The organism is Sphingobacterium wenxiniae (assembly GCF_900116225.1).
Lineage (GTDB): Bacteria > Bacteroidota > Bacteroidia > Sphingobacteriales > Sphingobacteriaceae > Sphingobacterium > Sphingobacterium wenxiniae.
Genome location: NZ_FOZZ01000001.1, coordinates 401,833 through 419,380, shown reverse-complemented (window position 1 = coordinate 419,380; position 17,548 = coordinate 401,833). Strand labels below are relative to the sequence as shown.

The window sequence follows — 17,548 nt, the reverse complement described above, 5'->3', positions numbered from 1 at the left end:
CAAAAAAAACACCTTCTACGATTTCCTGTAAGAAATGAAATGTAAAAGGTATTCTTGATTTTATAAAGTTAGTTGCTTTTTTCGGATACCTATTCCTGGCTCTTCCGAGAGCCTGCACAAGCCATTTTCGACTTGCATTCCATCGAAAATATCATTGCCGATGAGCAAAGCGCCATCTAAATCTGCCCAATCTACCAAAGGTGCTAATTGAGCAGCAGCAGAAATAGCACAAGATGTTTCGGTCATACAACCCAACATAACTTTCATGTCCAATGCTCGTGCTAGTTCCGCCATTTTCTTGGCCTCTCGCATACCCGTACACTTCATGAGCTTGATATTGATTCCCGTGTATACCCCTTGTAATTTGACGATATCGTTATAGCGTTGACAACCCTCGTCCGCAATGGTAGGGATGGGAGAGCGTTCGGTCAGCCAAGCCATATCATCAATTTGCTCCTTCGGCATAGGCTGTTCGAGGAACACAACATCCCTTTCTGCTAGCCAATGCGTCATCTCAAGAGCTTCTTCCTTGTTTTTCCAGCCTTGGTTGATGTCTGCACAAAGTGGGACATCGGTGACAGAACGAATCGTGTCAATAATCATTTTGTCAGTTTCTAGGCCGAGTTTTACTTTCAGTATTTTAAATTGACCTGCTTCGGCTACTTTCTTGCGAATCATATCCTCGGTGTCGATACCGATAGTGTATGATGTAGGTGGAATTAATTCAGGGGTTAAGCCCCAAATCTTGTAAAAAGGCTGTCCCATCAATTTGCCGAGTAAATCATGGAGCGCAATATCGACGGCTGCTTTTGCTGCGGTGTTTTTCTCTTGTATGTTATCTACATAATGTAGGATTTCTTCTGTCTGAAAGGGACTGTCGAAATGTGATAAGTCGATCTTGTTAAGAAAGCTGATAACACTTTCTTGTGATTCGCCGAGGTAAGGGGGCATACTTGCCTCTCCATAGCCGATGATTCCTTCGTATTCCAGCTCAGTCAGTACGACCGGCGTAGTCGTACGACTAAAGGAAGCTACCGTGAACACATGTCGCATTTCTAAGGTGAAAGGCCTGAAACGGAGGGTAAATTTACCCATTCTTTTTGTTTGCCACTGTGGTGTCGTCATATCCGATTTGTTGTTCCTCTACAATTGAATGATTAACTTTTTACTTATTATAATATTTGCTTTCTTCTATTTTTTTGATGGCTTTATCTGAGGAACCTACGTAGCGACGAGCAGCAACAACAGTACGTGTTTGGAAGTCATCGTAATTGTCCGCATCTTTTAGCATACTATTGATGCGCACTGTTCCTGCAGCATGTATAAATTCACCGTTGCCAATATAAAGTGCTACGTGAGTTACACGTGCATCTGGATTATTGTGTTTTCCAGCTGCAAAAAATAAAAGATCTGCTGGTTTAAGGTTTTTCATCGCTTTTTCAGCAGAAAAATCACGGTTTTCATCCAAGATATCTATAGGTTCCCCATGCAACACCTGTTGGGAAGCATCTCGTGGAATAATATACCCGTTCATATAGAAAGATGTTTTGGTGAAACCGCTACAATCGACTCCCTTCACCGATGTACCACCCCATAAATAGGGTAATCCGAGCATAGTCTTGGCACTTTTTAGGATGTTCTCCGTTGTGGCTTCACGTGTACTAAGCCATTGTTCAAAAGATGTAGCTTCTGCTTTAGGAATGAAAGCGATTCTTTTATCAGGATAAATGACTTTATAAAAATCTTTCTCTTCGCCTTGCAGTACCAATATATTGCCGTATACTAAATCAGAAACACGCTGACTTTTTATGTCGGCTTGGGAATAGGAACGACCAAATTCATTAGTGTAAATAATCTTTTGGCTTCCTTTCCAATTTTCTACTTCTACGGCATTCATAGGCACGACAGATGAGGTTGGTACCCAAGCGATATAACCTTCGGGTGTGCGTACACGGTAATCGCTGCCGTCTTTCTGTAACAGATCAACTTGTGTGCCTAATAATATCTGTGTTGCCATTTCAGCCGCATGGCTGGGTTTTGTGCGAAGGTTTGCTACTGAAAGGTTGATGATGCCATAAGGTCGATCTTTTACAGCTTCATGGGGGAGTAGCTCAACTGTTAATTTCCCTTCGATGCTGGATAAATCATGTTGTAATTGCTTTTGGATGTCTTTTTCCGTTGTTTGGATGATATACGTATTGGACGAAGCCTCTGCTTCTATGATTTCAACCAATTTTGTACGTTTGTCAGGGGCATGTGCTGCTTGTACGGCCTCCACCGTTTGTTTGACTTGGAAATAAACCGTAGAATCGGTTTGTGCTTGGGTATTTAAAGCAGAAAGCAATAATACAGTATAAATGGCTCTTTTCATGTGATTATTGGTTATTATTTTTTAAAAAAAAAGTGCTATAAAAGCAGAAATATAAAAATAATAAAAATGCGTTTTTTTGCTTTTTTTATTTGTGAGACTGCAATAGCAAACATAGTAAAAATATCCTTAATATTTTTTGTAATATTGTGAATATATTGAAGAATAGGATGAATTCAAGAAGAAAATTTATAAAGCAATCTCTTATCGGGGCAGTCTCTATGGCAGCACTTCCAGAACTGATTGCATGTCAATCCAATAGTAAGATGCAGAATCCTATTGTTATATCGACATGGGATTTTGGTGTTGCGGCTAATCAGGGTGCGTGGGAGGTGCTGAAAACTAATGGGCGTGCATTGGATGCCGTGGAGAAGGGCGTACGCGTGGCAGAAGCGGATTTATCTAATCCAACGGTAGGTAAGGGTGGCTATCCTGATCGTGACGGACATGTCACGTTAGATGCCTGCATCATGGATGAATTGGGGAATTGTGGTTCTGTTGCAGGACTGGAGCATATTGCTCACCCGATTTCAGTGGCGCGATTGGTCATGGAAAAAACACCACATGTGATGCTCGTAGGAGAAGGAGCGCTGCAATTTGCTTTAGAGCAAGGATTTGAAAAGGAAAACCTGTTGATTCCCTCTTCTGAAAAAGCATGGCAGGAATGGTTGAAAGAAAAAGAGTACAAACCTATCATGAATATTGAGAATAAATCCTTTAACACAGAGCGTTTGCCCGGGAATCAATATAATCACGATACTATTGGTATGCTAGCTTTAGATGCCAACGGTAATTTGTCTGGTGCTTGCACTACGAGCGGCATGGCATTTAAGATGCGTGGACGGGTAGGGGATAGCCCGATTATTGGAGCAGGACTCTACATTGATAACGAGGTGGGTGGAGCTACATCTACAGGTGTTGGTGAGGAAGTTATCCGGACTGTCGGGAGCTTCTTAGTAGTGGAATTGATGCGTCAAGGATATTCTCCCGAAGATGCTTGCCGTGAAGCCGTGGAACGTATCATCAAGAAAAAGCCGGAAACTGCAAAAGAAATTCAAGTCGGTTTTCTTGCTTTGAATAAAAAGGGGGAATACGGTTCGTATGCTTTGCAAAGCGGTTTTACGTATGCCGTTTGTGACAGTCAAAAACAGGATTTGGTTATTAAGGGAAAACATATTTTTTAGTGGAGATTGGGAACTGGAGTCTCGAATTAATAAAGAAAATAAATGAAAGCAACATTTGGTGGAGGATGTTTTTGGTGTACAGAAGTCATCTTTCAGAATACAGACGGAGTAACATCGGTGATTCCGGGTTACATGGGTGGTAAGACTGATAACCCAACTTATAAAGAAGTATGTCAAGGGGACACGGATCATGTGGAGGTCGTGCAAGTGGAATTTGATGCAGCAAAGGTAGACTTTCAGGAACTACTGAAAATCTTTTTTAAAACACATAACCCAACGACACTGAATAGACAGGGTAATGATGTGGGTACGCAGTACCGTTCTGTCGTTTTTTACCACGCAGAAGAACAGAAACAGCAAACAGATCAGATGATAAAAGAGCTGGAAGAAGCCAAAGTATTTGCTGATCCTATCGTAACGACTGTAGAACCTGCGGAAACCTTCTGGGAGGCGGAGGACTATCATCATAACTATTTTAACGACAATCCAGGAAATCCGTTCTGTGCAGCTGTTATAGCCCCAAAATTGCAGAAGTTTTTAAAAGAATATAAAAAATAGCTGGAAAGCATTGCGAAGGATTTTTTAAGAAATAGAGGTGTAAATAATGAAAATACAAGTAATCTATTGTTTTCTTTTCGTTTTTACACTGTCCTGTGCCAGTAAGAGGGTGCGGAAACCTCAACAGCAGACTCCTGTTCAAGTCGCAGAAACGGCTGTTGCAGCTTCTTTGTATTTAGAAGAAGATGTTAACCCTCGAAGTCCTGCGTATGGTTTTGAGCCTTTTGATGTAGAGCAGGTGGACGGCTTTTATGAAGTCTTTGAGTTTGAGGCTGGTTATCCCTTTAAAAATGTAGTGCTTGCGGAAGAACCGGTTGTAACTAAGAGCGATATTGAAAAAGCAAAAACTGGATTTGACGATTATATTGGGAGGCCCGTTATAAACATAGAACTTACAGAAGAAGGAGCAACGAAGTTTGAAGACCTCACAGAAGAAAATATCGGGAAACCTATCGCTATTGTGATTGGTAAAAAAGTAATCATGATGCCTGTAGTTAATGAGAAAATTCCCGGTGGAAGAATTCAGATTTCCGGTAATTTTACCTTGGAAGAGGTAAAAGAGATGGTGAAGGTGTTGAAAAGCAAATGAGGTTTCTAAAATTTTTTAGAAACCCCATTACTTTTAAAATAAGGATGTTTGCCCGCCATCATCTAGATTAATGTCGTCGGGATTGGTGATTTCAAATTTGATATCTTCCTTTTTACCTTCCGTTGTTATACTATTTTCAGATGCAGGGGAATCATTTTCGGCAATAGGCTCCTCTTCTTCTTTAACTGCGGGGGTATTCTCAGCTTTTTTGCTCAGATCCAGTTCCTCTGTAAGCAACTTGACTTTCTCTATAGTGTGGAAGGAAAGTCGGTTGCCTTGAGCCTTCATCCCTTTGATATCGATAATTTCGTTCAATGGTTGATCCAAAGATTCCGGAGTTTGGGATTTGCCTTTCAGGATATCCAGATGCACGACAGGTTCCTGTGCATTTGTCAATAAGATAAGTTTAGAGCCTGGAGAGTCGTTGATAAAAGATACTCTTTTGCCAATGGGCTGGTCTTCAAATTTAAATCGCTTAACCAGATATGTCCCGCTTTTCCCGTCCTGATGAATGGCTGTGTAAATATGATCTGGCTGATATTTTTCCATTTTTAGCAGCTTATCATCAAAGTGGTTACTCAGATCGAAGGATGAAAATTCGTATGATCCATCCGGATGAACAAGGAGTATTTTGTCGTCTCCGTCAAATTCACCTAAGTAGCGGCCTCGCTCATCAGCATTCAACCGTTTCAAGATGTTATCAAACCATATTTTACGACCCGCTAGGGTAGAAACGCCTGCACTTTTGAAAGTAATCTTTTTAACAGGGTACTTGGAAACAATATTACCTTGCGAACTACGCCCTTTGATAGCAATCTCTGCAAAATCAATATCGAAGGTTAATTTGCGTAATTTAGAATGGGGCTTTAACTGTATATTGACAATTTCAGCTTCGCCATTCGGATTTGCTGTAAAATAAAGGATTTTTGATCCTTTTTCTCCTTTACTGACATCGTATTCCTTGTCTCGGGTAACAGCTGTTACTGAAAACCGTTTAACATAACTGGTTCCTGAAGGGCCATCTTTGTAGATTGCGTTGTAAACGGTACGATCATCCCCTTTTTTGAATACTGCTACATGGATAATATCTTTTCCGACAAATACTTTATCTTGGATTTTTGTAACTACGTACTTTCCGTCTGCACGAAACACGATAATATCATCAATATCTGAACATTCGGATACAAACTCATCTTTGCGCATGGCTGTGCCGATGAAGCCTTCTTCACGATTGACATATAATTTAGCATTGGCCAAGGCAACTTGTGTAGCCTCTACCTTGTCAAATATGCGGATTTCGGTTTTGCGCTCCCTGCCTTTGGCAAATTTTGTACGAAGATGTTCAAACCAGTCGATGGCATATTCTGTCAGATTACGAAGGTTTTTCTTTACACCTTTGATTTCCTCTTCCAATGCTTTCATCTGTTCATCTGCCTTTTTAACATCGAAGCGCGTAATACTACTCATCGGTTTGTCGATAAGTCGTTTATAATCTTCGGGCATGATCTCCCGATAGAATTGTGGAAAGAATGGTTCAAAAAGACGGTTTAATACCTGCACTACTGTGTCAAAATCACCTGAGTTTTCATAGTCTGGATGCTTGTACATACCCTCCTGAATGAAAATCTTGAGCAAGGAACTGAAGAATATTCTCTCCTGCAATTCATGTAGCCGAATTTCCAGTTCACGTTTCAGTAATGCTTTGGTTTGCTCCGTATTTTTAATCAAGATATCGTTCACACTCATAAAGTGTGGTTTGTTATCGATGATAACGCAGGTGTTCGGTGAAATGGATGTTTCACAGCCTGTGAAAGCGTACAGCGCATCAATCGTGACATCGGGGGAAATGCCTGATGCTAAATGAACGATAATCTCCACGTTTTCAGCGGTATTATCTTCTATTTTTTTGATCTTTATTTTACCTTTTTCATTGGCCGCTACAACGGAATCAATCAAGCCTCCAGTTGTTGTGCCATAAGGTATCTCGGTGATTGCCAGGGTCTTTTTGTCGCGTTCCTCAATTTTTGCACGGACACGAATTTTGCCACCACGGCGACCTTCATTGTAATTGGTCACATCAGCAAAACCTCCTGTCGGAAAATCAGGGAATATATTTGGACGTTCACCTTTTAGCACTTGTATGGAACCGTCAATCAGCTCGATGAAGTTGTGAGGCATGATTTTCGTCGCTAGTCCTACAGCGATTCCTTCCGCACCTTGTGCCAGAAGTAATGGGAACTTAACGGGTAGGGTGACAGGCTCTTTATTCCGACCATCATAGCTGAGTTGCCATTCGGTAGTGTCGGGGTTGAAAACAACTTCGTTTGCGAATTTCGAAAGCCGTCCTTCTATATAACGAGGCGCAGCAGCCGAATCTCCTGTAATCGGATCTCCCCAGTTTCCTTGACAATCGATCAGCAGATCTTTTTGCCCTAGTTGTACCATGGCATCTCCAATGGAGGCATCTCCATGTGGGTGGTATTTCATGGTATTACCGATGACATTTGCAGCCTTGTTGAAACGACCGTCATCCATTTCCTTTAAGGAATGTAGGATACGGCGCTGGACAGGCTTGAACCCATCGTTGATATGTGGAACTGCACGATCTAAGATAACATAAGAAGCATAATCAAGAAACCAGTTTTCATACAACCCGGATAAGGGTATGGTCGTACTTGCCGATTCTTGTTCTTGAGGTATCAAGTCATCTTGGTTATTCTCCGAAAAGTTTGTTTCTTCAGTCATGGACTAATAATAGTTCTATATTTTATGCTTACTGTTTTCTGAAAGCATGTAAAAATAGCAAAAAATCCCTGAATTATGAGATGAGGCGAAAATGTGTATCAGGGTAAACGTGATTGAAGAAAGGTCTCTGTTATTCTCTCTTTTGTGTGAAGATACATGTGAAAATGAGAACATTTTAAACAAAAATGTGGGTAAACTGTTAATTATTAAAACGGAATCTGGTCTTTTTTAAGATTGGAGACATTTTAATAGTGTGGAAATTAAAAGTATTTAGTTATGAAACATTTAATGAGAATAGCAGCTGTATTATCTTTTGTAGGCTTATTTATGGCTTGTCAATCCGGCACGAACAATGCAACAATGACTGATGAAAATACTCCCGGCCCGGTGAGTGAAGCAGATCAGTCCCGATATAATCTGAATGCATCCGATAAAGCTCTATACGGCACGACCGATACGTTAAATCAGGATTCCTTATCGACCTTAGATAGTTTATCACGGGATAGCTTGTAAAAGAATTCCATATGGAGCCCGCAAACTCCTCTTTATAAAAAGATCCGTAGCTACTTTGTAGAACGCTACAGATAGTAGAGGGATTTTTATAGAAAAACCTATAAGGTTTTCGAAAACCTTATAGGTTTGACCACGGATTGTCCCTATCTTTCGTATTTAGCGAAGTGACACGAAGGGTGTACACTAAAAGCAGTCTCCGACTGCTGGAATTTATGTAAGAATTTGAAAAAGAAGGCCGCGAATTTTTTTGCGGCTTTCTTTTTTTGTAAAATCTATAAATAATTCTACTACATAGAAAACGTTTTCGTGAGTTGTGCAATCGATTGACTGCTTTTGAAGTTATATTATTATGCTTTTGGGTTAATACATTAGTCTTGTTAAATAACCCAAAACAATCAATAGTATGAACCAAAATTACACATCAAAAAAACAAAGTCGCCTCTATTGGAAGTTGGCGTTTTTGTTTCCAGTGCTGCTTTACTCCGTAGATGAAGCGAAGGCTACGGAATTTGGAGAGCGCGCTGATTTTTCTACCGTGATGCTTGTCCAGACATCGGTAAATGGAAAAGTAGTCGATCAGGAAGGAAATCCTGTGGTAGGCGCTACGGTAACGGAAAAGGGCACGACCAATGCAACCACGACCGGTGCAAACGGAGAATTTTCATTAAATGTATCACGAGCGAATGCTACCCTTGTTGTGAGTAGTATAGGGTATAAACCGACTGAAGTGATTGCTGGTTCGGGTACGCTTTCCATAACTTTAGAATCTGATGAGAGTGCATTGGAAGAAGTTGTTGTCGTGGGATTTGGTACACAGAAAAGAACTAACCTAACAAGTGCAGTTTCCGAAGTTGACCCTAAGTTACTTCAGGATCGACCATCCCCCACAGTGGTTAATATGTTGCAAGGAGCATCACCAGGCCTTGTCGTTACCAGAAACTCAGGAAGACCAGGAAATCAAGGCCTAAATATTCAAGTTCGTGGGGCGACTTCAGCAAATGGAGATGTACCTCCTTTGGTTGTTATCGATGGAGTAGTGAGTTCCGAATCTACTTTCATGGCCTTGAATCCGAGTGACATTGCAAATATCAGTGTCTTGAAAGATGGTGGTGCGACTGCTATTTATGGTGCTCAGTCTGCTGGCGGGGTATTGTTGGTGACGACTAAAAAAGGTGAAAAAGGACGTTCTCGGATTTCGTTGATGAGTAATGTTGCATGGCAGCGACCAGGTAATATTCCAGATAGGTTGTCGCTTGTTGAGGAAATGAAATACATGAACCTTGCACGTGCGAATGCCAATTTAGCTCCCGAGTATACCGATGAAGACCTGGATTATGCAGTTAATGGGCCTACATTTGTTCTCGGATCAAATGGGCAATGGCGTACATACAATCAGGAAAATATCATTGATCAAGTGGTCAGCAAATCATATAACCTATATAACAATAATGTGCAGTTCTCGGGTGGAAATGACAATGTGACCTATATGGCATCTTTGGGGAATATGACCCAAAATGGTATGTTCAAGGTAGGTGATGACAAGTTCTCTCGTTGGAATGCGCGTGCTAACATCTCTGCACGGGTAAACAAAAACTTTAAATTGGACATCGGAAGTGCGTACATCGATCAAGCGAACGATATGCCTCAGGATGGAGGCTATGGCATCGAGGGTGGTGGTAACAGTATTTTGCGCCAGTTCTTTTCTTCCCGGATGCGTTTTCCTTTATTGAATGAGGACGGGACATATTACAGAAGCGGAACTTCGTCGGCATTTGGTTATGCCTTGATGAAGGACGGTGGTTTCAATACAGATAAAAGAGGTACGTATTTCAATAATGTAACCGCTACAATTGATAACTTGGTTAAAGGGTTAGAAGTCCGGTTGATGTATGGTCGTGAGGATGAGCAACGTGAATTCAGGAACTTTAGAAGAACGGTAACGTTCTATTCCGGTCCGACAGCATCTACGGCAAGCCAGTTGAACAATCCGAATAATTATTCTATTGAAAACCAGAAAATAAGACGGGTCAATTATCAGGCGATTGTGGATTATGATTTGACGATAGCGTCAAACCACAATATTCACTTGATGGGAGGTTATCAATTCTTTGATTATGAAAAGAAGCATCTTTTTGCAAGTACACGTAATCTTTACGTGAATGATAACCCAAGTCTTAATTTTACTTCCGATCCGGCAAATAAGAGCCATTCTCAACATGCTGAAACGGAGAAAATGCAATCGTATTTTGGAAGGTTCAATTATAACTTCAAGGAAAAATATCTCTTCGAAGCCACAGTTCGTAGCGATGAAAGCTCACGTCTTTCCGCTGGCAATAGAGTAAAAGTATTCCCTTCTTTCTCTGCCGGATGGAACATGGTAAAGGAAGACTGGTTTGGCGATATTTCGCATATAGTTAACGAAATCAAACCGCGTGTGTCTTGGGGTAAAGTTGGTTCTAAGACCGGAATTAGCTATTACGATTATATAGCGCAATTGTCTACGGCGACTAACATTGTGCTTGGTGATTCTCGGCAGACTGCTATTTCACAAGGATTGATACCAGCCACTAATTTAAGCTGGGAAACTATCGAGACCAGAAACTTCGGAGTAGATTTTAGTTTCTTAAACCGCAAGCTACGCGGATCGTTTGATTACTTCAATAAGTTCAACAACAATATGTTGGTGAATGTCAGCTTACCTGCTACCGTGGGTATCGCTATTCCTAAATCAAATGATGGTAAATTAAAAACCTGGGGTTGGGAAGCGGCTTTGTCCTATAGCGACATAGTTGGACAGGACTTCAACTATAGTGTAGCATTTAACCTTGCGGACAACCAAAACCGTTTGATTAAATACGGTGGTGCGAACGATGTTATTGCCGCAGGTATAAATAATCTTGTTGAAGGTTACGCTTTGAAATCGATATGGGGATATAGAACAAATGGCTATTTTCAGACAGATGCCGATTTGGCTAACGCTCCAAGCTATGCACGCCTACGAAATGCTGCAGGCGTACCGGGCTTAGGTGATGTGCGCTATCTGGATGTAGATGGTGATGGTGAAATCAGTATTGGTGAAGGTCGGTTAAGTAACTCGGGAGATTTGGTTTACTTGGGTGATATAAATCCGAGATACCAATACGGTTTGAATATTAACTTGGGTTATAAAGCTTTTGATTTCAGTCTCTTTGTTCAAGGTATTGGTAAGCGGAAGTTCAAACCAAGTAATGAATTGATTCAACCAGCATTGTACTCATGGTACTTGCCGATGGATTTCCAGATGGATTACTGGACACCAGAAAACACTGATGCAGCATTCCCGCGTCCTTATCTTGAAGGAAATCAAAACTTTCAAGCATCTGACAAGTGGTTTATCAGTGGTGCATACGCGAGACTAAAGAATATTCAATTGGGATATACATTGTCCAAAGAGAAGATTCAACGATTGCCTTTCTCTCGTGTGCGATTCTACGCTTCGGGCGAAGACTTGCTTACTATATCGAAACTTGGTGTATTTAAAGGAGTAATCGACCCTGAGATGAAGCCTGAGGATGGAAAAGTATCTCCATATCCTTTTGCAACTACGATTTCTTTTGGTTTAAACCTTGACTTTTAATTGGAGAACATAATTATGAAAACAAGAATATTTTATATGTTATTAGCCAGCCTGTCCTTGGGCAGTGTTGTATCCTGTGATATTGAAGAGATACCGGAAACAACAGTGAGTGATGCTAATTTTTGGAATTCAGCAGCTGATATGCGTTTGGCAGCTAACTTTTTCTATACCACTTTGCCGGGACTTACCAGTGGTGATGTGTCGCAAGACAATTGGTCAACTGATGCATATCCGAATACAAACGGAAACCCTATTAGTGATGGTTCACGAAGCGCTCCGGCTGAAAGTACCGATTACAACTACTATAATATTTACCAGGCGAATAAGGTCATTGAAAAAGGACCGGAGGTTATTAATAAAGGTGCAGATGCCACACAAGTGAACTGGTATGTTGGTGAGGCTCGTTTCTTTAGGGCGTTTTATTATTTTGAAATGCTGAAACGTTTCGGAGGTGTGCCTTTGATAACGAAAACGATGAGCGTAGACGATCCGGATATTTTTCTCCCAAGATCAAGCCGTGATGAAGTACTTAAGTTGATTTATGAAGACTTGGATTTCGCAATTAGTGTCCTTCGCTCGGCAGATGAATTAAATGCGGCAAAGGAGTATGGTCGTATCTCCAAAACAGGTGCGGAAGCATTTAAATCCAGAGTAGCTTTGTTTGAGGGTACACGAATGAAATTCCACCAATATGGCGACTATAGAGCACATCTAACTTTGGCTAAGGAAGCTGCGGAATCGGTAATTTCATCAGGACAACATGCCCTTTTTAGCAGAGCTGCTGCAGGAGAACACGGCGAAACACAAAATGATGCTTACTTCAATTTATTTCAGGAAGCAGGTGATGGTAGAGCCAATAAAGAAAACATCGTAGTCAAAGTGTATGGCTTAAGTAGGGAAAACAGTATAATCTCTACTCCTGTACAGCGGTATTATGAAGGAAATACGGTTGTTCCTACTCAAAATTTTGTAGATTATTATTTAATGGCAGACGGTTTGCCAACTTCAAAATCTCCGTTGTACCAAGAGCCGAATGAGACCATGACACATGCGGAATATTTTGAGAAAAAAGACCCAAGAATGAGCTTCACACTGTTCAAAAGAGGTGATGAATTTATTTCTAGTAGTGATTATACTATTCCTAATCCATCTTTACAACGAAGTGGATACGGTATTCGAAAGTATGCAAATAAAGAGTTCTGGGCTTTGCAAGCATCTTATGTGGATAAACCCATTATTCGTTATGCGGAAGTTTTATTGAACTATGCAGAGGCTGTTTACGAGTTGGACGAGACTATTTCTGATACGGATTTGGACAAAACTATTAATTTAATTCGGGAACGCTTACCGCAGGTTAATATCGGAACTTCAAGCAATCCTCAATTTGTTTCATTGCCAAAATTGACCAATGCTTTCGTTACTACAAATGGCTTGAATATGCGTGACGAGATCAGACGGGAGAGAAAAGTAGAACTCTCTTTTGAAGGCTTTGCGTATTGGGATTTGTTGCGTTGGAAAACGGCTGAAATTGAGTTGCCTAAAACACTTTATGGAAGTTATCTGTTCAGCGAATATCTGACAGCAGAAGGTCAAAAATGGGCTGAAGATACACCTGTGAATGACAAAAATTATATTATCTTACAGGCTTCCTCTTTACGGAAATTTGATCCGGATCGGGATTATCTATGGCCATTACCAATATCGGAAATCGCCAAAAACCCTAAATTGGAACAAAATCCAAAGTGGTAAATACAGAAATATAATGGAAACGGAGCTTAAAGCTCCGTTTTTGCTTTATAAAAACCTCAGCCTGCGGTTGCGTTGACTATTATAGATACCAAATCTTCCCGACACCCAATAACTAACCAAACAAGCTGTAGCAAACCATAATACAGCCTGCGGACCAAACAGCTCCATTCCCATGATGCAACAGGCTACAGGTGTTTTGGTGCATCCTGAGAAAACGGCGATGAATCCCAAAGCAGCTAATAGCACTAAAGGCAGAGGGATGAACAGGAACAAAGCATTACCCAAAGTTGCGCCAATAAAGAATAACGGTGTTACCTCACCCCCCTTGAAGCCTGCACTTAAGGTTAAGGTGGTTAACAAGACTTTGATAAGAAAGTCATATGTAGGAAGCTGCTGTTCAAAGGCTTCGAGGATGGTCGGGATTCCTAAGCCGATATATTTGGTTGAACCTGATAAATAAACTCCTAGTGCGATGATCACACCTCCAATAAATGGACGCAATAATGTCCATTTGATTTTACGAAATGCCGTGGAAAACCATTTGCCACATAAATGAAACAGGATAGCTACTAATCCACAGATGACACCAACAACGACTATCCAGCCCCAAGTTGCCCAGGAAAAAGCCGGTGGTACTTCAACATGGGGATAATGCGTATGTAAATCACCATATAAAGAACAGACTACGGATGAAAGATGTGCCGTCAATAGGATGGGGATTATACCTTTCCATCGCCGCTTTCCCAACCGAACGACCTCCATGCCAAATATTGCTCCTGCCCAAGGTGTGCCAAATAAGGAGGCAAATCCTGCTGCCATTCCGCACATTAGTAAGATTCTTCTTTCTGCTTTCGTAAAGTTGAAGAAACGGGAGAACTGATCTGCTATGGAAGCACCGTATTGCACGGCTGTTCCCTCACGCCCGGCAGATCCTCCGAAAAGATGGGTTATCAAGGTCGTCAGTATAATGAAAGGCGACATTCGGAGAGGCATTCGTTTTTTTGGATGATAATACTCCTCCAGGATCAAGTTATTGCCTTTGTTTGCCGTACCGCCATATTTTTGATAGAGCCATACGATAAATATACCGGCAAAGGGGAGTAGAGCAATAACCCAGATATGAGATTCCCGAAAACTTGTGACGGCATTTAGTAATACCAAAAACAGAGCAGAAACAGAACCGACCACGGCTGAAACAAATAAAATGGTGCAAAACCATTTGAATAGAAAAGATACATTGTTGTTCGCTGATTTCATCTTACTTTATGCAATAAAAATTACGTTTTGAAATATTCAAAATAAAGTAGACGTCATCAGCTTCTTGGGCGGTTAAAGGCAGACATCATTGCCATTTATATAGGCAAATGTAAACTTTTGTTTTGGAATACACAATAGTGCATCCCGACTTCAACAGGATAAACTAAAACACCATAAAAAATGCTTTCAGAACAAACAGTCGTCCTATTGGCACTGCTTCGACACCTCGCCAATGATGGGTTTGTTCTGACGACTTCAATAAAGTATACATCTTTTACAGAATAAGCGAAAAATAAATAACTTTACACCTTCAAATTTGAAGACATTGAAAACATCGACAGTAGCCCCATTTACATCTTATCAAAAGTTTGTTATTGCTATTTTAGCCCTTATATTTTTTACTGTTGTATTAGACTTTATGGTTTTGTCTCCATTGGGAAATATCCTGATGAGTACCATGAATCTTAGCACTCAAGAATTTGGTTCTGTTGTTTCGGCTTATGCTATAAGTGCATGTTTATCAGGATTTCTGGCAGCTGGCTTTGCAGATAAGTACGATCGTAAAAAATTATTGTTATTTTTCTATACAGGCTTTGTTATCGGTACGCTTTTCTGTGCCTTGGCAGATACTTATGTTACTTTGCTTGCTGCTCGCATTTTCACAGGTATATTTGGAGGAGTTATTGGTTCTATTTCCATGGCTATAGTGACGGACTTGTTCGTTTTGGAACAACGGGGAAAGGTGATGGGATTAATTCAGATGTCTTTTGCCGCAAGTCAGATATTGGGTATTCCTTTGGGATTATGGATGGCTACACATTGGGGCTGGCACTCTACATTTTTCGCACTTGTGATTTTGTCCCTGTTTATCGGAATTGCGGTAGTGTTCAAATTGAAGCCCGTCACTGAACATTTGAAATTTCGGAATAATAAAAGTCCCATCTTACATCTATGGCATACGATTAAGCGAAAGGATTATAGAACTGGATTTGTTGCTATTATGCTCCTCTCCATGGGCGGTTTCATGATAGCTCCTTTCAGTAGTGATTTTTATGTTAATAATGTGAAAATAAATATTGAGGATGTCCCAATTATATTCATGTGGAGTGGTATTGCTTCAGTCTTTATCATGCCTTTAATCGGTCGATTAAGCGATAGGTTTGATAAGCTGAATTTATTTGTTATTGGGACTGTAATAGCCTGTGTTATGGTGATTATTTCAACGAATTTAGGCCCTACACCTTTGTGGAAAGTGGTTATTATCAATATTTTGATGTTTGTGGGGATAATGAGCCGGATGGTTCCGTCCCAAGCACTCAATTCTGCCGTCCCGGAAGCGGAAGATAGAGGGGCATACATGAGTGTCAATTCCTCCTTGCAGCAACTGGCAGGAGGTCTAGGTGCTATATTCGCAGGTTTCATTGTAGTAAAGGCAGATGCGACTAGTCCTTTAAAACATTTTGATACTTTAGGTTATGTAATGGTCGTCATTATGCTGTTGTGTGTTTTTCTCATGTGGCGAGTCAATAAAATGATTAATGCCAAAAAATAACCGATCGTTGCTCCATGATGTATTTATGCAATCTCATGGGGGAGTTAACCAAGGGTTAAACACTTCTTTGTGCTGTTTGGGGCCATATCGTGCTATGTGTGCTCAAATCGTCTAAAAGAGGCCTTATTTGAAAAATGACTTTCTTACGGAATTGAGTGCTAAGGTGTATTTGAGGTATCAACGAGTTGCATTAAAAATAACAACGAGTTGCGTTGTGAAACTTGCTTCGTTGTGTTGGAGAAAAGGAGATGGTCATGATGTATAAAAAGATGGTTTCCGTTAAATTTCCTTTTATAAAGGTTAAAATATTTTCGTTAATTACCTTTTCCAATCGAACAGATTTTTTAGCTAGCCTTAATTGTTCGTTCTGCATTGTACGGTAAAAGAGAGTGCTATTATTTCTTGGACAGCCTATAGCTGTTGGGGGGGATGCCTACGATCTGTTTAAAGCTCTTATGAAAGCTGACAAAGTTTTGGAAGCCACATTCAAAACAAATCTCTTTAATGGAAAGATGGTTGTTTTCCAAGAGTTTGCAGGCATGAGCTATACGCAATTCATGCACCAGCTGAATGAGTGTCTTTCCCATTTTTTGCTTAAAATACCGACAGAAAGAGTTTGTTGTCATCCCCGCCTGATGCGCCACATATTGTAGTTTAATCGTTGCCCGATAATGCAGTCGGATATATTCCAATACCTTATTCATACGCTGATAGTCTTCGGTATGCTGAAGATTGGCATAATTAGAGCTTGCTAAGAGACGATATTGCTGTGTGGTATATATTGTATCTAAAACGGTTAACAGAGAAACAAATCGATTTAAGGGCTTCTGGGAACCAATGTTGTCGAAAAATTGTAAGAGATAGGGGGCAGGGGCATGAAATAGCATACCTCGTCTGGCCGTTTCATAAACTTTGCGGATATGCTTGGTTTCATCAAGTTGCAGCAAGTCGTTGCTGCAAAAATCCGGAAGAAAATGTACCACTCGTATATCAGCTATCACATAACTGTTTTCCTGAAGATATTCGTCATCAAAAAGCCAGTAGTGGGGTGTGTTCGAACCTATAAGGAAAATATCTCCTGAAGTAAAATGTTGTATGCTATCACCAACAAAGCAACTTCCGCTACCACGATTTATGTGTATAAATTCCAGCTCATCATGATAGTGCCAGATATTATGATTTTGTGGTTTTTGGTCATGACGAACCGATAATGCTACTGTTTTTTCCTGTGGAGTATGGACGAGTTTGTGAATACGCATGTGGTGGAGAATAATATTATCCCGAATATATCAAATATATGCACTGATTTAGTGTAAATTTATAATTAAAAAGGTAAAATAATTTATTTTTTTGATAAAATAATTTAATACAATGTGATTGGAATGCTTTAGCTTTACATATCCAAATGTAATCCTGT

The 17,548-nt window shown here is 40.4% G+C and carries 12 protein-coding genes and 1 riboswitch; of the genes, 7 read left to right on the top strand and 5 right to left on the bottom strand.

Annotation, left to right across the window (positions count from 1 at the left end; translation table 11 throughout):
* Positions 1 to 60: 60 nt before the first annotated feature.
* Positions 61 to 1,095, bottom strand: coding sequence for a dipeptide epimerase (locus tag BM375_RS01860; RefSeq protein WP_244525794.1), 1,035 nt, complete (start codon positions 1,093 to 1,095; stop codon positions 61 to 63).
* Between the two features lie 70 nt (positions 1,096 to 1,165).
* Entirely contained in the window at positions 1,166 to 2,371 is a 1,206-nt protein-coding gene (locus tag BM375_RS01855; protein WP_093363448.1) for a C40 family peptidase, read from the bottom strand.
* Between the two features lie 218 nt (positions 2,372 to 2,589).
* On the opposite strand from BM375_RS01855, the gene BM375_RS01850 reads away from it, so the two are divergent.
* The 3 genes from BM375_RS01850 to BM375_RS01840 are packed head-to-tail and all read left to right on the top strand — an operon-like array spanning position 2,590 to position 4,699.
* Positions 2,590 to 3,552 carry a glycosylasparaginase gene (locus BM375_RS01850; protein ID WP_398356723.1) on the top strand — a complete coding sequence of 321 codons (963 nt, stop codon included), beginning with the start codon at positions 2,590 to 2,592 and terminating at the stop codon, positions 3,550 to 3,552.
* A 42-nt stretch (positions 3,553 to 3,594) separates the two neighbouring features.
* Positions 3,595 to 4,110, top strand: a complete 516-nt coding sequence (msrA, locus tag BM375_RS01845; RefSeq protein ID WP_093363446.1) for a peptide-methionine (S)-S-oxide reductase MsrA — start codon at positions 3,595 to 3,597, stop codon at positions 4,108 to 4,110.
* 46 nt (positions 4,111 to 4,156) lie between these two features.
* Positions 4,157 to 4,699, top strand: a complete 543-nt coding sequence (locus BM375_RS01840) for a SecDF P1 head subdomain-containing protein (RefSeq protein ID WP_139227476.1) — start codon at positions 4,157 to 4,159, stop codon at positions 4,697 to 4,699.
* 33 nt (positions 4,700 to 4,732) lie between these two features.
* Here BM375_RS01840 and BM375_RS01835 read toward each other — a convergent pair whose 3' ends face one another.
* Positions 4,733 to 7,444 carry a DNA gyrase/topoisomerase IV subunit A gene (locus BM375_RS01835; protein ID WP_093363444.1) on the bottom strand — a complete coding sequence of 904 codons (2,712 nt, stop codon included), beginning with the start codon at positions 7,442 to 7,444 and terminating at the stop codon, positions 4,733 to 4,735.
* 276 nt (positions 7,445 to 7,720) lie between these two features.
* On the opposite strand from BM375_RS01835, the gene BM375_RS01830 reads away from it, so the two are divergent.
* The 3 genes from BM375_RS01830 (at position 7,721) to BM375_RS01820 (ending at position 13,322) form a co-directional block, all read left to right on the top strand.
* Positions 7,721 to 7,957 (top strand): hypothetical protein, encoded by a 237-nt coding sequence (locus tag BM375_RS01830; RefSeq protein ID WP_093363443.1) that lies wholly within the window; start codon positions 7,721 to 7,723, stop codon positions 7,955 to 7,957.
* Positions 7,958 to 8,360: 403 nt separating this feature from the next.
* Complete coding sequence (locus BM375_RS01825) at positions 8,361 to 11,573, top strand: SusC/RagA family TonB-linked outer membrane protein (RefSeq protein ID WP_212611603.1); 3,213 nt, start codon at positions 8,361 to 8,363, stop codon at positions 11,571 to 11,573.
* Positions 11,574 to 11,588: 15 nt separating this feature from the next.
* The gene (locus BM375_RS01820) at positions 11,589 to 13,322 is read left to right on the top strand and encodes a RagB/SusD family nutrient uptake outer membrane protein (protein WP_093363442.1); all 1,734 of its coding nucleotides are present in this window, start codon (positions 11,589 to 11,591) and stop codon (positions 13,320 to 13,322) included.
* Positions 13,323 to 13,367: 45 nt separating this feature from the next.
* Here BM375_RS01820 and BM375_RS01815 read toward each other — a convergent pair whose 3' ends face one another.
* Complete coding sequence (locus BM375_RS01815; RefSeq protein ID WP_093363441.1) at positions 13,368 to 14,579, bottom strand: chloride channel protein; 1,212 nt, start codon at positions 14,577 to 14,579, stop codon at positions 13,368 to 13,370.
* Between the two features lie 40 nt (positions 14,580 to 14,619).
* Positions 14,620 to 14,681: riboswitch (Fluoride riboswitch) on the bottom strand.
* A gap of 214 nt (positions 14,682 to 14,895) precedes the next feature.
* Between BM375_RS01815 and BM375_RS01810 the strand changes: the two genes are divergently transcribed.
* Positions 14,896 to 16,131: an MFS transporter gene (locus BM375_RS01810; RefSeq protein ID WP_244525793.1), complete on the top strand. Its 1,236-nt coding sequence runs from the start codon at positions 14,896 to 14,898 to the stop codon at positions 16,129 to 16,131.
* 395 nt (positions 16,132 to 16,526) lie between these two features.
* Here BM375_RS01810 and BM375_RS01805 read toward each other — a convergent pair whose 3' ends face one another.
* A complete protein-coding gene (locus tag BM375_RS01805; RefSeq protein ID WP_093363440.1) occupies positions 16,527 to 17,390 on the bottom strand; it encodes an AraC family transcriptional regulator in 864 nt (287 codons plus the stop codon).
* Positions 17,391 to 17,548: the final 158 nt, after the last annotated feature.